Origin of the sequence: Chryseobacterium oleae (assembly GCF_900115055.1) — a bacterium.
GTDB classification, from domain to species: domain Bacteria; phylum Bacteroidota; class Bacteroidia; order Flavobacteriales; family Weeksellaceae; genus Chryseobacterium; species Chryseobacterium oleae.
Window position 1 is genome coordinate 439716 of record NZ_FOVD01000003.1, and the last position, 18232, is coordinate 457947.

The 18232-nt window shown below is 36.4% G+C and carries 14 protein-coding genes; 6 read left to right on the forward strand and 8 right to left on the reverse strand.

Annotation, left to right across the window (positions count from 1 at the left end; translation table 11 throughout):
* Nucleotides 1–112: 112 nt before the first annotated feature.
* Nucleotides 113–766: a response regulator transcription factor gene (locus tag BM143_RS12655; protein ID WP_185116545.1), complete on the reverse strand. Its 654-nt coding sequence runs from the start codon at nucleotides 764–766 to the stop codon at nucleotides 113–115.
* Nucleotides 750–2477: a sensor histidine kinase gene (locus tag BM143_RS12660; RefSeq protein WP_090024805.1), complete on the reverse strand. Its 1728-nt coding sequence runs from the start codon at nucleotides 2475–2477 to the stop codon at nucleotides 750–752. Before BM143_RS12660 ends, BM143_RS12655 begins: the two co-directional genes overlap by 17 nt.
* Nucleotides 2478–3174: 697 nt before the next feature.
* On the opposite strand from BM143_RS12660, the gene BM143_RS12665 reads away from it, so the two are divergent.
* Both BM143_RS12665 and BM143_RS12670 read left to right on the forward strand, forming a co-directional pair.
* Nucleotides 3175–3879, forward strand: a complete 705-nt coding sequence (locus tag BM143_RS12665; RefSeq protein ID WP_090024806.1) for a type 1 glutamine amidotransferase domain-containing protein — start codon at nucleotides 3175–3177, stop codon at nucleotides 3877–3879.
* Nucleotides 3880–4012: 133 nt separating this feature from the next.
* A complete protein-coding gene (locus BM143_RS12670; RefSeq protein ID WP_090024807.1) occupies nucleotides 4013–4777 on the forward strand; it encodes a hypothetical protein in 765 nt (254 codons plus the stop codon).
* 129 nt (nucleotides 4778–4906) lie between these two features.
* Here the strand turns inward: BM143_RS12670 and BM143_RS12675 are convergent, their stop codons facing one another.
* The 3 genes from BM143_RS12675 to BM143_RS12685 all read right to left on the reverse strand — a co-directional run bounded on the left by BM143_RS12675 (nucleotide 4907) and on the right by BM143_RS12685 (nucleotide 9628).
* Nucleotides 4907–7246, reverse strand: coding sequence for a hypothetical protein (locus BM143_RS12675; protein WP_090024808.1), 2340 nt, complete (start codon nucleotides 7244–7246; stop codon nucleotides 4907–4909).
* A 332-nt stretch (nucleotides 7247–7578) separates the two neighbouring features.
* On the reverse strand, nucleotides 7579–8499 hold the full coding sequence (locus tag BM143_RS12680) for an AraC family transcriptional regulator (RefSeq protein WP_090024809.1): 921 nt from the start codon (nucleotides 8497–8499) through the stop codon (nucleotides 7579–7581).
* A gap of 226 nt (nucleotides 8500–8725) precedes the next feature.
* Nucleotides 8726–9628, reverse strand: coding sequence for an SDR family oxidoreductase (locus BM143_RS12685; protein ID WP_090024810.1), 903 nt, complete (start codon nucleotides 9626–9628; stop codon nucleotides 8726–8728).
* A 222-nt stretch (nucleotides 9629–9850) separates the two neighbouring features.
* Between BM143_RS12685 and BM143_RS12690 the strand changes: the two genes are divergently transcribed.
* From BM143_RS12690 to BM143_RS12705, 4 genes are all read left to right on the forward strand, one after another.
* Nucleotides 9851–10567 carry a HEAT repeat domain-containing protein gene (locus BM143_RS12690; protein ID WP_167375283.1) on the forward strand — a complete coding sequence of 239 codons (717 nt, stop codon included), beginning with the start codon at nucleotides 9851–9853 and terminating at the stop codon, nucleotides 10565–10567.
* A gap of 86 nt (nucleotides 10568–10653) precedes the next feature.
* Nucleotides 10654–11439 (forward strand): hypothetical protein, encoded by a 786-nt coding sequence (locus BM143_RS12695; protein ID WP_090024812.1) that lies wholly within the window; start codon nucleotides 10654–10656, stop codon nucleotides 11437–11439.
* A 244-nt stretch (nucleotides 11440–11683) separates the two neighbouring features.
* On the forward strand, nucleotides 11684–12826 hold the full coding sequence (locus BM143_RS12700) for a vWA domain-containing protein (protein ID WP_090024813.1): 1143 nt from the start codon (nucleotides 11684–11686) through the stop codon (nucleotides 12824–12826).
* A gap of 75 nt (nucleotides 12827–12901) precedes the next feature.
* Nucleotides 12902–14356 carry a sigma 54-interacting transcriptional regulator gene (locus BM143_RS12705; RefSeq protein WP_090024814.1) on the forward strand — a complete coding sequence of 485 codons (1455 nt, stop codon included), beginning with the start codon at nucleotides 12902–12904 and terminating at the stop codon, nucleotides 14354–14356.
* Between the two features lie 201 nt (nucleotides 14357–14557).
* On the opposite strand, the gene BM143_RS12710 is transcribed toward BM143_RS12705, so the two are convergent.
* From BM143_RS12710 to BM143_RS12720, 3 genes are all read right to left on the reverse strand, one after another.
* On the reverse strand, nucleotides 14558–16300 hold the full coding sequence (locus BM143_RS12710) for a tetratricopeptide repeat protein (protein WP_090024815.1): 1743 nt from the start codon (nucleotides 16298–16300) through the stop codon (nucleotides 14558–14560).
* Between the two features lie 523 nt (nucleotides 16301–16823).
* Nucleotides 16824–17345 carry a hypothetical protein gene (locus BM143_RS24260; RefSeq protein WP_317041319.1) on the reverse strand — a complete coding sequence of 174 codons (522 nt, stop codon included), beginning with the start codon at nucleotides 17343–17345 and terminating at the stop codon, nucleotides 16824–16826.
* A gap of 42 nt (nucleotides 17346–17387) precedes the next feature.
* Nucleotides 17388–17807, reverse strand: a complete 420-nt coding sequence (locus BM143_RS12720; RefSeq protein WP_090024816.1) for a transposase — start codon at nucleotides 17805–17807, stop codon at nucleotides 17388–17390.
* Nucleotides 17808–18232: the final 425 nt, after the last annotated feature.

Genomic DNA, 18232 nt, shown 5'->3' on the forward strand with positions numbered 1-18232 from the left:
TTGCAGGAAAAAATAAATCACAAAGGGCATCGATATATATCGATAAAAGCATAGATGTTTATCGACATAATAGTCTGAATCGGGTAAAATTGAAGAACGGATGGCAGAAATCCTAGATTTTATGGTGTGTTTTCACCAGATCGATCAGCTCAACAAGATTTTCTATTTTTAATTTCTCAAATATATTTTTCTTGATCGTGCTCACTGTATTCTGCTTGATATTCAAATGATTGGCAATTTCCAGATTCCCGTTTCCTTCCGCATACATTTCTGCGATCTGCAGTTCTCTGTTCGTTAAACGGCTCAAAGGATTGATCAGATCCGGATTGTGAACAAACTGTACCATCAAGTTCCGGGAAAGAGCAGAAAAGTACTCGCCTTTCTGTACTATGTCGGAGATTGCCTGTCTTATCTCTTCCTCTTCGCTTAATTTGCTTACATATCCGTTGGCTCCGGCTTTAATAAATTTAAGGACGTGCAGATCTTCTTCAAGGCCTGTAAACACCAGAATTTTAATGTTTGGATTCGCTGCTTTCATCTGAGACAGGATGTGCAGACTGTTCCCATCCGGAAAATGGGCATCAATGACGGCTATTTCCACGCCTTTTGATTCTATCAGTTCTACGATCTGCAGCAGAGACGAGGTTTGATAGACTCTGGCATTCGGAACGATTTCGTCTATAAGAATTGCCATTCCCTGACGTACAATGCTGTGATCATCCGCTAAAAGGAATACAATCTCTCTATCTTCAATTGGCTCCTCCATTATTATTCATATTTAAATTGATACTGAATGTTACTTTTGTTCCTTTGTGTAATTTACTTGAAACCGCGATCTCTCCGTCGAAAAGTTCGATAATTTCTTTACATAAACTTAGTCCGAGGCCGGCTCCAAAATTATTAATTTCATCTGATATCATCCCCTGATAGTACGGTTCAAAAATCTTCTCCAGATCAGATTCTGATATTCCTACGCCTGTATCCGCGACCGTTGTTGTCAGCGTAATGATATGGGCACCTTTCATTTCGGTAGCCATGGAAAGATCGATCTGTCCGTTTTCTGTGAATTTATTGGCATTGCCCAGAATGTTCATAAAGATCTGGTTCATTTTAATATTATCTGAGCTTACCACAACATTTTCAGGGATTCTGTCGGTTACCAGAAATTTGTTATTCCTTGTTTCAATGTAAGGTGTAATCGCTGTTGTAATAGAATGAATTTCATCTTTAAGGTTAAAGACGGTTTTATTCAGCTGTTTTTGAGCTTCCTGATTTTTAGTGTATTCCAGGATCTGATTCGACTGGATCAATAATGTACTATTAGTGAACTTTATTGATTTCAGATAGTCCTTCGTCGTCTCATCCTTAGTCGTTCTGTTGATCTTATCAATAAAAATATTAATGATTTTCAATGGCGACATCAGCTCATGACTGAGCATTCCCAGAATTCTGTTTTTAAAGGTTAGACTCTTTTGAATCTCCTTGTTGGCGGCATTAAGTCTTAATTCGTAGATGAAAGCCATTCTGGTAAAATACATGATCAGGATGGATACGATAAACATCAGGACCATTAATCCCAGGACCAGGTATTTTCTGATTCTGTTATTATCCGAACTCTGCTGGTTGTACTCTTTTTCCAGTTCTGATTTAAAGTCTTTAATGGCCTTTTCATAGACATTAATCAAGCCATTACTGTAGACTAAGAGTTTGCTGAAATTACTATAAAAATGGGCATTGTCCCGCTGACTTTTAACCGCCGACTGCTGAACCCTTCTCACCTCTTCCGAATAATGCTTATCCATAGACCTGATGGCATTATCCATTTCGGATTTTACGTTGGAAAGATCTACCGTTTTTTTATTGGTCATCGTGATCACCGTACTTTCCTTCTGAACCTCTACTTTCCCGGATATGGCATCTTTCAGACGGCCCATAAAACCTTTCTTTTTAATGGTGTCAGCATAGGTATGGGTCTCTATCTTCAGATCATCAAAGTTGTTTTTATACTTCTGCAGTTCATAGGGCTTATCCTCCACTTTCGCCGGTGGATTCAGGGATGATTCGTAGGCAGAGTCTATCAATACCTTCAGTCTTTTTACTTCCAGGGTATCTTTTTTCTGCAGTGCCAGATTGTTTTTCAATCTTGGATGTATGGTTTCGTACTCCCCTATTTTATCAAAATTGGTTTTAAGTTTTTTAAGGGATTCAAAGTACAATTTAAGGTCTTTATCATCCTGACTGACCATGTAGTTCTGCAAATGGTTTTGGGCATCCATGAAATCCTTTCTGGAATCATCGGTAAGCCCACCTAAAGCTCTGCTTTCCTCCAGCTGATCTTTAATGAACTTCAGTTTCTTTTCATTAACAAATTCATTATAAAAAAATATGGCTATAATGACCTGTATCAATAAAATACATATGATCAGTGAGTAATGAACAATCTTCCTCAATTTAAAATTTAAGAATTTATTTTTCATATCTATTTATCAGCTAAATTAATTTTCTGATGACTTAAGTCTGTTAGGCATTAGTTTTAATCGATATAATTTACGCCAAAAATTCCAGTAATACGTATATATCTTTCAACCAGCAAAGTTAAAGTAATTTTTGTCTTTTTTTTACAGCAAATGTGTGATATAAACCCAGAAATTAATTATGCCATGCATCAAAACACTACATCCAGTTCAGTACAAAAAAGCAAAGAAAACAACAGGTTCGCATGAAAATAAAAACGATAATTGTATTATGAAATAAAAAACACACATAAAGCTTTTAAAGTACTATAGATAAACGATTTTAAAGAATCTAAAAAAAAATATTTTCTGAACTTTTATGGATGAAAATAGTATTCCTTACCAATCAATAAATCTATTTTTTTAAAGAAAAACCAGGTCCTTCATTCCTGACCATGTGATCTGCATCACATAAACAACAGTCTTTTTCTTAAAGTGACATAGATCACACTAAAATCTTCTTTATTTACTCCAAATTCGTAGTGTTATTTAAAGACATAGAAATGGAATTCTATCATTCTATCCGGATCATTTGGTTTAAAGCCTGTTTTTATACTGGCATGATCATGGTTGATTTTAAAGCAGCCGTTCGTTTAATGAATGTTCCAGACAAGTTTTGTCTTTACAAACCACAATAAGATAATTTTTAAAATTCAATATAATGAAAACAACAGATTTCAAAGTACTTTTCGTACTTACATCGCACGATCAACTGGGTGATACCGGTCTTAAAACAGGTTTTTGGTCAGAAGAATTTGCGGCTCCTTATTACTCACTCACTGATGCAGGTGTAGAAGTTACCCTTGCTTCTCCTCTGGGTGGCAGACCTCCGCTAGACCCTAAAAGTGAGCTTCCTGATTTCCAGACAGATGAAACCAGACGTTTTGATGCAGATGAAGCGTTACAAGAAAGATTATCTAACACCCTTAAATTGAGTGAGGTGAAAGAAGAAGATTATGACGCTGTTTTTTATCCGGGAGGCCATGGACCGCTTTGGGATCTGACCAATGATAAAAATTCAATTGCTCTGATTGAAGCATTTTACAGAAAAGGTAAGCCTGTAGCCGCGGTTTGTCATGCTCCGGGTGTATTAAGATTCGTGAAAAATGAAGATGGTACTCCATTGGTACAGGGAAAACAGGTAACAGGATTTGCCAACAGTGAGGAAGAAGCTGTACAACTTACTGAAATCGTTCCTTATCTTGTAGAAGATGAACTGAAAAAACTGGGCGGAATTTACAGTAAAACAGAAGACTGGCAAAGCTATGTGGTTAAGGATGGTCATTTACTTACCGGGCAGAATCCGGGATCATCTATCGCTGTAGCTCAAAAATTACTCGATTTACTGAACAGCCAAAACTCATAGGGGTTTTACAATAATGAAGTTTAGACGGTCCGCGGCCTGCATGTTCCATGCAGGCCGCGGATTTATATCATTTCACCAATTCAAATTCCGTTAATGACCATTCTAAGCACTTTATTCTTTATATTTGGATGGTATGATAAAAAAAATATTTTCCACGGTGATTCTTCTGAATCTCTTCTACGCCTGCCAGTCTCAGGATTCTAAAGTTGTATTGATTGATAAGCTGGACAAAAGTTTCAAGGTTGCCCAATTTTATGAACCAAAGCTGAAAAAAACAGATGACCTTTTATCTTCTGATGTCAAAAAGATGGATAAGAAAGCTGCAAAAAAAGCTCTGGAAACTGCCATGTTTGCTAAAGATACGCTGGCTTTTTACCCATCCAACGGAAGATTACCCTCTGAATTTTATGTGGAATCTACCAACGACTGGATGTCGAGGAAAGAAAAACCCGTCAAATATTTTGGATATGCATACAGCACGGTTGCATACGATGAAGAAAAAGATACGCTGGCTATCTTAAATAAAGTGGCATTTCCATCTTTAGGCATGACAGAGAACAACAAAGGGGAATTCGTTTATTTAGTGGCTACCAAAACCTCAAAAAACAAAAATGATGTTGCCAATATCCTGAGTTTCCTGAAAAAAAATTGCACCCGTGTGAATATTGAAGATCAGTCATCAGAGAAAGTAAGCTGCTGGGAGGATAAAAATTTTTATTACGTGTTGTCCGCAACAGATGAAAAGAAAGAAGAAATTCTGTCCTATGATCCGTCAGGAAATAAAAATTCAAGAATGGTAGATGTTACAGATATTCGTTTGAAAATATATTCCAAAGACTATGTTCAGACGATGAGGAATGAGAAAGCATATCTGCCGGATTTTATTCCTGTTAAATAATGGCATTGGATGAATTAACACCATATAAAAATAGCCTGCTTATTATCAGCAGGCTATTTTTTTTCAATATTAGATGACCTTTTTAGTGAAAATATTCATCTCAATTCATGATCTGCAGCCATTCCTGTTCTATTGTGTTGCAAAGCCTTTAAGCAGCTGTTTGTCCCTCATCGTATCCTGAAGCTGGAATATATATCTGCTTTTCTTTATGTTAGTGTCCAGTTCAGTACGCATCTTAGCTACTGATTTTTCACTGAGAATCCTGGTGAGATTGTACTTTCCTGTTGGAATCAGTGTTATGATCCGGTCCTTTCCATCATTACTCATAAGAACCACCTGTTTCTGAAGCTGTTTTACCGCGAGAACCTCATGCCCGGTAAAGGGATTCTTTGCCATTGCAGTTACTGTATTGAGTATGGATGCTCTTGAATAATTTACAGCAAGATCGCTATCTGTTTTTGTATTTAATATGTTGATCATGGTAAATTTTACGCGAAGATTCTTTTCTTTAACATATTTTTTAAGTGCCGTATAGATTTCCTGGGTCGTAGAAGTTCCTGAATTTTCGAAGAAACCACCGTCTGTCAAACGTCCTACTCCATGAATGAAACTATAGGCATTAATTAGGGGAAATGACTGGCTAGCATTTACACATGCAGACATCGGAATCTCTTTATTTACGGACCAGTCACATTTACGGTAAATTCCGTAGGCATCTTCATAAAGGGTGAAAAGAGCATAATCATTTTTCTGACCGTCGCTTACGGTATCTATAGGTGTGTTAAGCTGTACAGGACTGAAAACTACTTTTTTCCCATTTTCAACAATAGCTGAATTAAGAAACAGCAGGGGCATATTGTATTTACTTTTTTTTCTGTTGTAATAATACATATAGTCTCTTGAAAAAAATTGTTCTACGGAATCTTTTGCAGACCATGCTCCAGCTTTTTTATGAGCATCCACAAAAGCATTTTGCTCTTCCATCTGAAAATAATAATTTCTGTCGCGCACCGGCATTCCAAAAGCTCCCGCAATGGTTTCAATAAAGTCTCCAATGAGCAATCCGTATAAAGCACCGCTTAAGTAGTTTCTTGTATAAATATTCTTTACAACCTCCCGTTTAGCCGTAGGTGAAAGTGTATAATGTGCTTTGGAGGCCAAAAACATCATGGCTCCGGAACTTGATCCTGACACAGTGGATACAGAGTAGAGATTTTTATAGAAATCCTTACCATTATTATTGTCCAGTTCAAACATATTGGACATAAACCAATAGGCTGCCCTGGAACCACCTCCCTGACCTGAAACCAGAAATACTTCCAGATCACCTGTCCTCGGATCATGATTACGTTTTTCATACCATTCTGCAAAGTGGCTGTAAAGGGTTTCACGGACAAAGTATTCGCTCTGATCTTTTACGGGAGTCTGAGTGATGATATGAGGATTGGTGCTGCTGAAAAGTAAAACAATCCATCCTACTGCAAAAGAAACAACAACTCCCCTGTACACCCGGAATCTGAAGCGGTTATCAGCAAAACCTTTGATCATTAGATTAGAAAGCAGAATCTGGGAGGTTATAAACAGCTCAATAATAAGGATATAAAAACTCATAACCATCGTCCCGATTGTGATGGGCGAAACATTACTGAGCGTGCCGTTTATCTGTTTTATAAAGTAAAAGATCATCACTCCTCCGGAAATTAACAGCAATAAACCATGCATGTATAAGGTTTTATCATGAATCATTTCCATTTTACGCGGATCACCATCCGGAAAATCCTCTGAATTTTCTTTGACAAGAAAAAAAGTATACGAAAGCAAAACTCCCGTTATATTGGCAAATACAATAAGCGAAGTATAATACCCACTGACACCACACTGCAGAATCACATATTCAACGGCCAGTATAATCAAAAGACAGATAATTTCCCAAAACCTTTTAAGCTGAAGAAAAGTGGTGTCAAAAGATTTTATTAAAACCTTACTGTAATAATCCAGAAGCTTAATAATAAGAATAAGTGCCAAAATGGTTATCACCATAACTTTCTTCCCATAATAAATATTTGTAAGAGAAATGATAAAAATAATCCAGGGAAGTACAGCAACGTAGCGAACAGGAACCTGAAGTATCTTTCTCACTCTATCAGACTTGGGCTTTGCATTGTACAAGTCCAGAAGTCTGTCCAGTATCACCAAAACTTTATCAGACGGCAGCCTGTTCACCTGTCTGAATATATGGATAGAAATGGTAGGTATACACCAGATACTCAATCCCAGGAAAAGGAAGGAAGCAATAACATAAAAATTTTTACTGCTCAACATTTCTCTGGATGTAAGATCCAAAACAATTTCCTGTCCTGCTCCAAATTTATAAAGCAGAATAGGAAAAAGCACCGCGAGGAATATAAAAAGTCCGTTGTCTTTGACGGTATTCACAAGACCTTCGAGATAATCAAAAATTTTTTCCATGGTCTATTAGTTTTATTAAAATTAAGTCTGAAAATTCAGATTTTATAATTAAACAAATTTCTGAATGAGAATTTCAACCGAGTTCTTATTATAAAGAATCTTAGTATCATAAAGTTAAAGAAAACAATACCACATAAAAATCACCCTTTTGTGTTATTTTATTTTTAAGACTCTGATCAAAAAAGAAAATTGACCATTTTTACAGGTCATGAAAAAATGGTTTTTATTGCTTCAGATATCACTAAACTACTGGAATGGCAGCCTTGAAATAAAAAATCACTGACTGAATCAATGATTTATGAGTGTAAGAAAATTGAGAAATTATTTCGTAATTAATTAAAAGAACTCCTGAATTCCACAGGCGAAAGATTCGTTTTGCTTTTAAACAGCTTGGTAAAAGACTGCGGATGTTCAAAACCCAGCTCATAAGCTATTTCACTGACAGACAGATCTGTTACCGAAAGTTTTTCTTTAGCCTTTTGAATTAATTTATCGTGAATTATCTGCTGCGTGCTTTGTCCTGTAAGTGTTTTAAGGAGCCTACTCAGATAATTGGAAGATATATTCAGCTCGTTTGCGACAAACTGTACGGTAGGTAATCCCTTTGGAGCCAAATCATTGTTATCAAAATAATCACTCAGAATATCTTCCAAACGGTCAAGGGTTTTATGGTGGGTGATTTTTCTTGTGATAAACTGCCGTTCGTAAAATCTTTCCGAATAGTTGAGCAGGGTTTCAATGTGTGAAATAATAATATTTTGACTGAATTTATCAATATTAGCGTGGTATTCCTGCTGAATATTTTCTATAATTCCATTGATGATTTTTTCTTCTTTACTGGAAAGAAATAAGGTTTCATTCACCGAATACCCAAAGAAATCATAGTGTTTTATCGTTTTGGCAATTGATGTATTCCATAAAAAATCAGGATGGATCAATAACATCCAACCCGATTTTTCGGTCTGAGAATCTGCATCAGCCTCAATTCTAAAGACCTGATTGGGAGCAATGAAAAACATCGTTCCTTCATCAAAATCATATGCCTGCTGGCCGTATTTCAACTGGCCATTGATTCCAATTTTAAGAGAGATCATATAGAAATCCAGCATCCAGTTGACCTCTCCAATATCAGAAGGTCTCTTCACAGCATTATAGTCAACAACGCTGATCATCGGATGTTCAGGCGGTTCCAGTCCTCTGGAACGATGAAACTCTGTGATGGTTTTTATTCTTTTTGTCGTGCGCTGTTTCATATGGATAAAGTTACAATTAGATTTGAGATTTTTAGATTTCAGACGCTAGATTTCAGATATGAGACTTTTAGGTTAAAGTTGAGGCTGATGTTAGAAATGTCAATGGTGAATTTTACTTTGCAGGTGAATGGCGGCTTCGAGAACCTCAGCCGCCAGAGATATTTGTCCTACATTTAACCTTCACTCTAAAACTCTCCAACTCTAAAACTCTCCAACTCTCAAACTCTCAAACCCAATAGGCCTCTGCAAACTCTTTTGCAAAATCTGCCAGTTTAACTTTTCCCAAAACAGGTTTATTCTTGTTATAATCTTCATACAATATACCGGTTCCCTGGCTTGCCTGAGTTTCCACAAAACCTCTTGCTACCTGTTCATTAAAACCAATATTCAGCCAGTTTTGAAATAATTCTTCATCCGGAATCACCTTCCACTCCAAATCGGGTTGGCCAATTGCCTTACCCAAAGCTTTTGCAATTTCATTCGGTGAAACTTCGTCGCTCGCTACATAACGGACAATCCTTCCATTAAACGGTTTTTCCATTTCTTCAGCAATCACATCTGCAATATCCAACGGTGAAACCCAAGGTTCTTTTTGATCGCCTCCCCAATTAGAAATGATAGAGCCCTTATTTTTGATGGTAGTGATAAACGAAAACATATTGAAATAAATACCAACCGGACGGATAAATTTAATAGCAACATCCTCCGGCAGCTGTTTCAGAATATTTTCCACATGATGATGAAAAACAATAATTCCGGTACTGTGATCCGTATGCGCGCCGATACTGCTGAGATGGACAATCTTTTTCACACCCGACTGTTCCACTGCTGTCTTGTACGCTTCCCCAATTTTACTGATAGATCCGATAAAATCAATACTTTTATCAAACATATCTCCCGCTGCTTCCATGGTTTCCATTAAGTAAACAATGTCCGCTCCTTTAAATGTTTCGGTCAGGAAGTCCGTATCAAACATACTTCCTATAGTTGCTTTTGCTCCAATATTTTCAATAGCTGCGATCCTTTCCGCATTGCTGCTGATCACCGTTACAGTATGTCCTTTTTTTACGAGTTCTTCTGTAAGTGGTTTTCCGATGTTCCCGATGGAACCTGTTAAAACAATATTCATTTTTTATCTTTTTTGTTGGTGTAAAATTCTGAATATCCCTAAAAACAGGCTTATCCTAATCTGACTTCTTCTTAACCAAAAAAGAATCTGATGTTATATTCTTTGCCTTTATCATAACCTCAGCTTCATCCACCGCCAAAAATGATCATTTTCATATCTTTTGCCTTATTGTTTGTTTTGATTAGCAATCTATTATACATTTGCCATATACTAAAATCAACCATGAAACAGTTATCAGATTACAAAAGCTGGCTGAAAAATATTATTGAAAATAATCAGGAAGACGAATATCTGGAATTTGTTTGGGAGATTATGGAAAGTCCTTTTATGGAATATCACTATGAACTGATGAGAGACCCTGAAATGGATGATGATTTCAGACGAAACCTAAGGTTTAGATTTGATGAACACGGTGAAGAAGGGGCAGCGTTTTTACTTGCTAAACTGGAAAAGAATGAAGACCCGGAATTTCATGCTGCCATCCTTTTTATTTTGGGCAAAACGAAAGGGAAACAAAAAGAAAAAACACTGGAATATGCCAGAAAATTCGTCAAAAAACAGGATCCTTTACTAAGGGAAAATGCATTTATTGTGTTAGGATGGATAGGTCAAATGAAAGATCTCAGCATTTTAAAAAAAGGATTGTCTGAAGATGAACATCCAAAATGCAGAGCATGGAGCGCATCTTCTTATATGCAGATGTGGTTCAGAAATGAAAATAGTCATTTAAGAGTAAAAGCATTTGAGGCGTACAAAACTGCATTACCGAATGAAAAAGATTACTTTGTGCTGTCAGTTATTTTATCCTCAATCAGAGTAATGGGAAAAACTAAGCTGGGCATTTCCCAGACTGCATTAGATGCAATGGACAGAGAAAAAATAGACACCATTATACCCAAAGCTTTAAAATTCCTCGAAAAGGCACTGAACAATAATTAAGAAAAAAAATCCACAGAAATAATCTGGAAGAAATTCTTCACTGGCATATAGAACCATCATCCGATCAAACAAAAAATAATGCACCTATGGGAAACAGATGTTATCTCTATCTAAAAAATCCGAAAAAGGAACTACCACTTTTTGAGGCAAATAACTCCCTGCCCTTCTTTTGGATTGCTATTCTGGATAAAAAAATACTGATCGATAAAATCCAACAATGGAAGGCTTATGAACAATATGCAGAAAAACATACGGAAGAAGAAACCGAACTCTATCTGAAACAGTATTCCAACAATCTGTCTTTAGACCAGGAAACATTCACAAGAAATGCAAAAAGAACCCAGGAATTTCTGACAGAAAATTTTTCTGAAACCCTACCTCTCTTCAATGATTTTGTAAAGTTCATTCATTCTAAATTTGAAACGGATGACCGTTTAGAAATCGATATTACTCAGTTTTCTGCTTTTTATGACTCGCTTGAAGAATTTTTTCTGGACTTAACCAGCGAGATGGACGCTATTGAAAATAACCAGGCAGCAAACATAAAATTTCTTCTGCCCAATGATCTGATTGCCGCCGGTACAGGTTTTCAATCTATTTCGGGTAATGAATTTTCCACATTACCCACTTATACCAATGCAATACAAAACCGGGGTATTCCTCAACAGCCTTTCAGCAGAAAGTCGCTCATAGTGGCTATAACGATCTTAATGATATGCCCGCTGTTCTCCTATTGGGCCTACCGTATCTATACAAAAGACGGGTTTAATACTTGGGTAATCATTATCGGTTTCTTGAATATGTTATTTTATCTGTACAGCATCTCCACGATTATTCTGGAAATTAAGGCGTACCGAAAGAATCCGCAATAGTCATTGATTAAAATAATATCTCGGGATATATATTCATTTCATATCACGGTCATTAGTATTTTCTATTTTTCATGAGGCTAATATTTCCCTAACTTGTATGCTTCAAACCAACGCAAGAAATACAGAGTACCTGCAGATAATTTTCAGTTGAATTTAAATGATTCTTAGTGTTTACAGAATCTAATTTCTGAGGATTATCGTAAATATTTAAAAGCAAACAACAGCAAAACAGCTTCATCATTTTATGACGAATAAAGATTTTAATGCCCGAAAAGGGTTTATATTCAGCAGACATGTTCCGGAAGAGATCTCGCATTTTGACCGGATCTTTGATGTTTTCAAAGATTTGCTGACCCACACTTCAGGGGACATTGAGGAAGCCTTTGAATGGCTCGATGTGCTGGATAAAGAATATGACATTTTCACCGATGAATATTCCCTTCAGGATTTTGAAGAGGATCTGAAAAAGCGCGGCTATATCAAAGAGGAAGATGACTCCAAAGATGGGAATTCAGGAACAGGGAAAGGAAAAAATATACTGACCGCCAAACTGGAGGCTGCTTTACGTGAATATGCTCTGGATCAGATTTTCGGAAAGCTCAAAAAAAGCGGTGCAGGAAATCACCGGACCACCAAAACCGGTGTGGGTGACGAGCGGGATGGTGAAAACCGTTCCTTCCAGTACGGAGACGATCTCTCTACGGTGAATATGACCGAAAGTTTAAAAAATGCACAAATCAATAACGGAATTTCAGATCTCCGCCTTACAGAAGACGATCTTATCGTAGAAGAAACCAAACACAAAGCCCAAATGAGTACGGTGCTGATGATCGATATCAGCCACTCCATGGTTTTATACGGTGAAGACCGGATTACGCCTGCTAAAAAAGTGGCAATGGCTTTAGTGGAATTAATCAACCGGAAATACCCCAAAGATTCCATAGATATTATCGTGTTCGGAAACGAAGCATGGCCGATCAAGATCAAAGATCTTCCCTATTTAAAAATAGGTCCCTATCACACCAATACGGTAGCCGGTCTGGAATTGGCGATGGATATTCTTCGCAGAAAAAGAAATACCAACAAGCAGATTTTCATGATTACCGATGGAAAACCAAGCTGTATTCAACTTCCCAGCGGAGAGTTTTATATGAACAGCAACGGCCTGGATGAAATGATTGTTTCCCAATGCCTCAACAGAGCTGCGCAGGCCAGAAAACTGAAAATTCCGATTACTACTTTTATGATCGCCCAGGATCCTTATCTGCGTAAATTTGTGGAAGCTTTCACTGCACAGAATAAGGGAAAAGCCTTTTTAACAGGACTTTCAGGATTAGGACAAATGATTTTTGAAGATTACGAGAAAAACAGAATAAAGAGGATATAGATTTCAGACATCAGATATGAGATTTTGAGACTTCTGCTATATTCCATTTGATAATTATTATTACTTAAAAAGAAAATGAAAAACGATATTACATTTAAAGAATTAAAAAATTCCGGGTATACGGACAAAACAATCAATCAGGAAATTCAGGCTAATTTAATTGCAAAAATTAAAGCTAAAGAACCTGTATTTGAAGGGCTTTGGGGGTATGAAGATTCTGTAGTTCCGCAACTGAAAAAGGCTATCCTTGCCGGTCACCACATCAATCTTTTGGGTTTGCGTGGACAGGCTAAAACCAGAATTGCGAGAAGTATGGTAACTCTTCTTGATGAGTATATGCCTATCGTAAAGGGATCTGAGATTAATGACAGCCCGTTTCAGCCTATTTCAAAATATGCAAGAGATCTCATTGCGGAACATGGTGATGAAACTCCAATTTCATGGGTACACCGTTCCAACCGTTTCTTTGAAAAACTGGCTACTCCGGACGTGAATGTTGCCGATTTAATTGGAGATATAGATCCCATCAAAGCGGCCACTTTAAAACTGCCATATTCAGATGAACGCGTTCTGCATTACGGAATGATTCCGCGCGCCAACCGTTCTATATTTGTTCTGAATGAGCTGCCGGATTTACAGGCAAGAATTCAGGTTTCTTTGTTTAATATCCTGCAGGAAGGTGACATCCAGATTCGTGGATTTCAGTTGAGAATGCCGCTTGATATTCAGTTTGTTTTCACAGCCAATCCTGAAGATTATACCAACAGAGGAAGCATTGTAACGCCTTTGAAAGACAGAATCGGGTCACAGATTTTCACCCACTATCCAAAAACCATTGCACTTGCAAGACAGATCACGGAGCAGGAAGCCCTGATTTCTTCTGAAGACCGATCACAGATCCAGATTCCGGGTCTGGCTAAAGATCTTTTGGAGGAGGTGGCTTTTGTGGCCCGCGACAGTGAGTATGTAGATGCGAAAAGCGGTGTGAGTGCACGTCTTACCATCAGTGCTATGGAAAATTTAGTGGCTGCTGCAAAATTACGTTTGATTGAATCTGATACTGAAAAAACAACGATCCGTCTGCTTGATTTTATGTCGATTATCCCATCCATTACCGGAAAAATTGAACTGGTGTATGAAGGTGAACAGGAAGGCGCAGATTATGTAGCGAAAATATTAATTGACCAGGCGGTGATGATCCAGTTTGAAACCCTGTTCCCACGCATATCCAAGTTGGAAAAAGAAGGCATAAAAACGCCATACACAGATTTGATCAAATGGTTTAACAAAAACCATCTGGAACTCAATTATACGGATACCGATGAAGAATTTTATGCTAAACTCAACAGTATTACTCCTCTGGTAGAAGTTGTTGAGGAAAACGCTTCCGAATTAAGTACTGAAGACCAGAACTTCTGCAAAGAACTGGTTTTATGGGCCCTTACCATCAGTAAAAAATTAGACAAATCTGAGAACCAATCTGCTTTTACTTTCGATTCTGCAGGGATTGGTCAATATTTAAGAAACTAATAGAATCAACGGCTATCTAACAATATACCGTTCAATAAAAAATGCCCCTTCCGTTTTATTCTGAAGGGGTTTTATTTTTAATAATTTCTGGAAATCTGAGATTGAAGAAAAAAGGACAACAAACCAGTTCTTCTATTTTTTAAATCTGCTTCCTAATTTTTAGGAAAACTGTTAAAAATTAATCCCAACATTAGCTTTCTTCTACATGACTTTCAAAAACAGATTCAGGTCTACTTCTCTCCCGATATTCATTTTCGATTTTATTCTGGTTTTGTATACCCTTGAACTTCCTTCGGTAATATTCTCCAAAATAGCGATCTCCTTGGAAGACAAGCCCAGTTTATAATAGATACAAAATTTAATTTCATTATTCGTAAGATCCGGGAATCTCGCTGACAGCTTTTTAATCAGTTGTGCATTTTCAGCAGAGCTTTCATTAATCAGATCATTATTATTTCTATCGATCTGGATCAGGTTATTAATTTTTACGAAAAGATCATTCAGAGTCTGTTCAGTATCAACATTCTTAGCTTTCTTTATGTTTTTTATGTATTCTAAGAACGTTTTTTCAGTTTCTATTTTCAGATTGAGATTAAGGTGCATATTGCTGATCTTTTCTTCCTGCTGCTTAACTTCGTGCTCCAGAATTTTTTTATTTTTGATCAGAATTACTTTTTCCTTCTCTGCAATTTCGCGTTCTTTTTTATTCGTATTCTGATTAAAATAGACCAACCCGGCGAAGATAAGAATACAAACAGATCCACCTGCCAGAATCATTTTATTATTAAATTTCTGATTATCTATTTTATGCATTTGTTTCAGGGTAAGATCTTTAATCAGAAAATTATTTAAAACGTCCGAGACGTAAGTGAGTTTTTTCTGTCTCTGCTGCTCGTCCTGATTATGAAGTTCCATAAGTTTTTTACAAAATCCTGATACTTTGCTGATATCATTGATTTTAAGATAATACGACTGCAGGATCATGAAAATTTGAATTTTATCTGGAATCTTTTTTATTTCAGGCTCAATGGATGCCGCATAATTAACGGCTTCCCTCATTCCTGAAATCTGTTCCGTATCCTGATATAGGTTGAACAGCCTCATGAGGTTTTGTACAGCTTCATTGTGAAAGTATCTTTTGTTTTTATTAAATTCGTACACTTCTGTCAGCAAAGCTCCTGCCAGGGCATATTCTTTTCTTTTATAATGATAAAGCCCTTTGTTTGATTTTAAGCACATTAGAAAAATCTCTTCCTCTGTAGTCAGTTTTTTCTGGCTTTCTAAAATACTTATTGCTGTACTTACTTCTTTCAGAGCACGGTCAGCTAGTCCCATTTTATCATAGCACAATCCAAAATTATTGTACATAGAAGCAACAAAAATCAGATCCTTACGATGCAGACTTAGGGTATTAAGGCACTTTTTGAAATAGTGCATCGCCTGAGAATAGTTTTTCTTATTGTAAAAAAGCCGGCCTTTTAAATGATAAAGGTGAGGCAGTTCATGTTTTTTTTCATGGGTCTCTTCCAATTGAATAGCCTTATTCAGAAATCCCATAGAAAGTCTGGGAGAGAGGGTTTCAAACTGAAAAGCCAGATTGAAATTACAGGCAATGGTGATAAAGTCATATTCATTATTATTAAGAATCAGAAGATCATAAACAACGGGAATCTGCCCGGTGCCATCAACTTCTCCTTTGTCGAAATAGTAAAACAGTTCAACATATTTACTGCTGATCAGATACTTCCGGTCCCGGGTTCGCTTGAATTTTTCAAGCTCTCTGTTTTTAAGCGCCTTCACTTTTTGCACCTTTCCCCTTATTTTAGTCACTTCATCACTGATTACGCTAAAATAAACATCTGCATCATGATTTATCGAAGATTCGCAGGACAGACCACAAATAAGCAGTAAAAACAGTAATAAATAGTGTCTTTTTATCATCATCTTGTGTTAAATTAAAGTCAGTAATAACTGTAACAAAGAGAAGAGATAAGGTCCTCTTTCCCTGAAAACAGTACCGAATACGACAATCAACATATTGTGGCAGTATGTTATAGCCTTTATTCTATTACAGAAAACTATTGCATTTTTTATAACTAAATAAAATCTTTCTAAAGTTGACATTATACAAACCATACCTAATGCTTGTAATATCGATAATCAGATAAACACCTCACGTCATTTCTGCTGGGCAGAACTTCGCTATTTCAAAATTGCGATGCATCTTTTTGACAGAGGTCTTTACATGTTCATAAGCTTTATTCCTTTCAGTATGTAGGACCATGATAAATCATTCCCCTTCTTGCCATCTCAGACCCGACATGTACAGATCGCGATTACTTTTAAGATAAAACCGCAAACAACAACTATAGCTTTTATAAAAACAGATAATCAAATAAGGCAAGGCAGGATAAAAAACCTAGGGTAAAAGTGAAAAAAAAATATACTTCCTCTGCCTTGCCAAAAATTAAAAAAAAAGCTTTTTCCATTTGGTTACCGAATTCCTGCTGATCTGGAAATAGGCAGCCAGTTGTTTATTATTCAGCCTGTTTTTTTTCTGATAATCCAGAATTTCTAAAATATCAGCACGATTATAAGACTTGTGCTTCTGGTTGAGCCTAGCCGTGTCTTTCTCCCGCACAGGAAAAATAATACCATTGATGCTGAGAATATCCTGTACAGATAATATATCTTTAGACAGGATTGCCTGGCAGGAATTTTTCTTTTCCGGAAACTTGAGATTGAGCAGATCAGTATATATCTTTTTGTAATCAGGTGTTTGCAATTCTTTCATAAGCTTTTTTTGGTTTGAACGCTGGTAAGCTATGTTATTTTCAAAATTGATAACAACGAAGCTTTTCTGCAAAAATTTCTTTATATAAAATACACCCACACATTGTCCGGATAAATTAAATTCATCCCCAAACTTTGCCATCAACTCTTTTTTGATCAAACCTAAAAGTTCCATAGCAAGATTTGTATTTTTCATTCTGATAAAAAGGGAATTAATAATGAACATGCAAACTCAGACTTATTTTTTATACTTAGCGATCCATTTGTATAAAGTGGTTTTGGGAATATGGTATTCATTTTGGATCTCGAGTTTTGTTTTTTTTCCCGTTTCCAGAAGCTCCAGCATAAAATCTATAATCTCTACCGTATATACATTTTTTCTGAACTGAGGAAGAGATGTTTTTTTTTCCTTTTTGGCTATACTAGCTGGTGCATATAAAATCAAATGATGAGAATAGAGTCTGAAAAAATCATATTCCAGAAGCTTACTCCACCTCAGCAATTGGTCACAGTCTAAGCTATCGGATTCATACATCTTTAGGATTCTTTCTTCGGGAGTATTCATAAAATTGATAATTCTTCCCATTTCGATATTTTCCTCTGAAACTTTTTGCTTAATGAAAGCACCTATTTTTATTTCTTTAAAATTCTGTATCATGGTCCATGAATATTGATAAGGAACATTTGTTTTTCTAAAACCTTTAACTAAGCAGACAACAAATAATAAACAAGGTGAAAGTGTCACTTAGTTAAAGGTAGTTAAGTCTATCCGGCTTTAAATCTTACGATTTTTCAGCCGAAGCATTGTATGTGTTTTTAGAATCGTATATCCAGATGGGTATAGGAATGAATGACTGTGTGAGCTATGGTATACTTCATTACTTAAAGTGCTTGTATTTAAAGAAAATGTGTTAATATCTGTAGTCGTTTGAGTGCCTTTAGCAATATTTTTGATGCAGACACTAATATCCAAACTAGAAGCACGGATTGAGGTATTGATACCCACTTGAGCCCGTACATTATGCAATAAAGGTGATACTACAATAAACATTGGTAAAATAAAATTTTTCATACAATGCATAA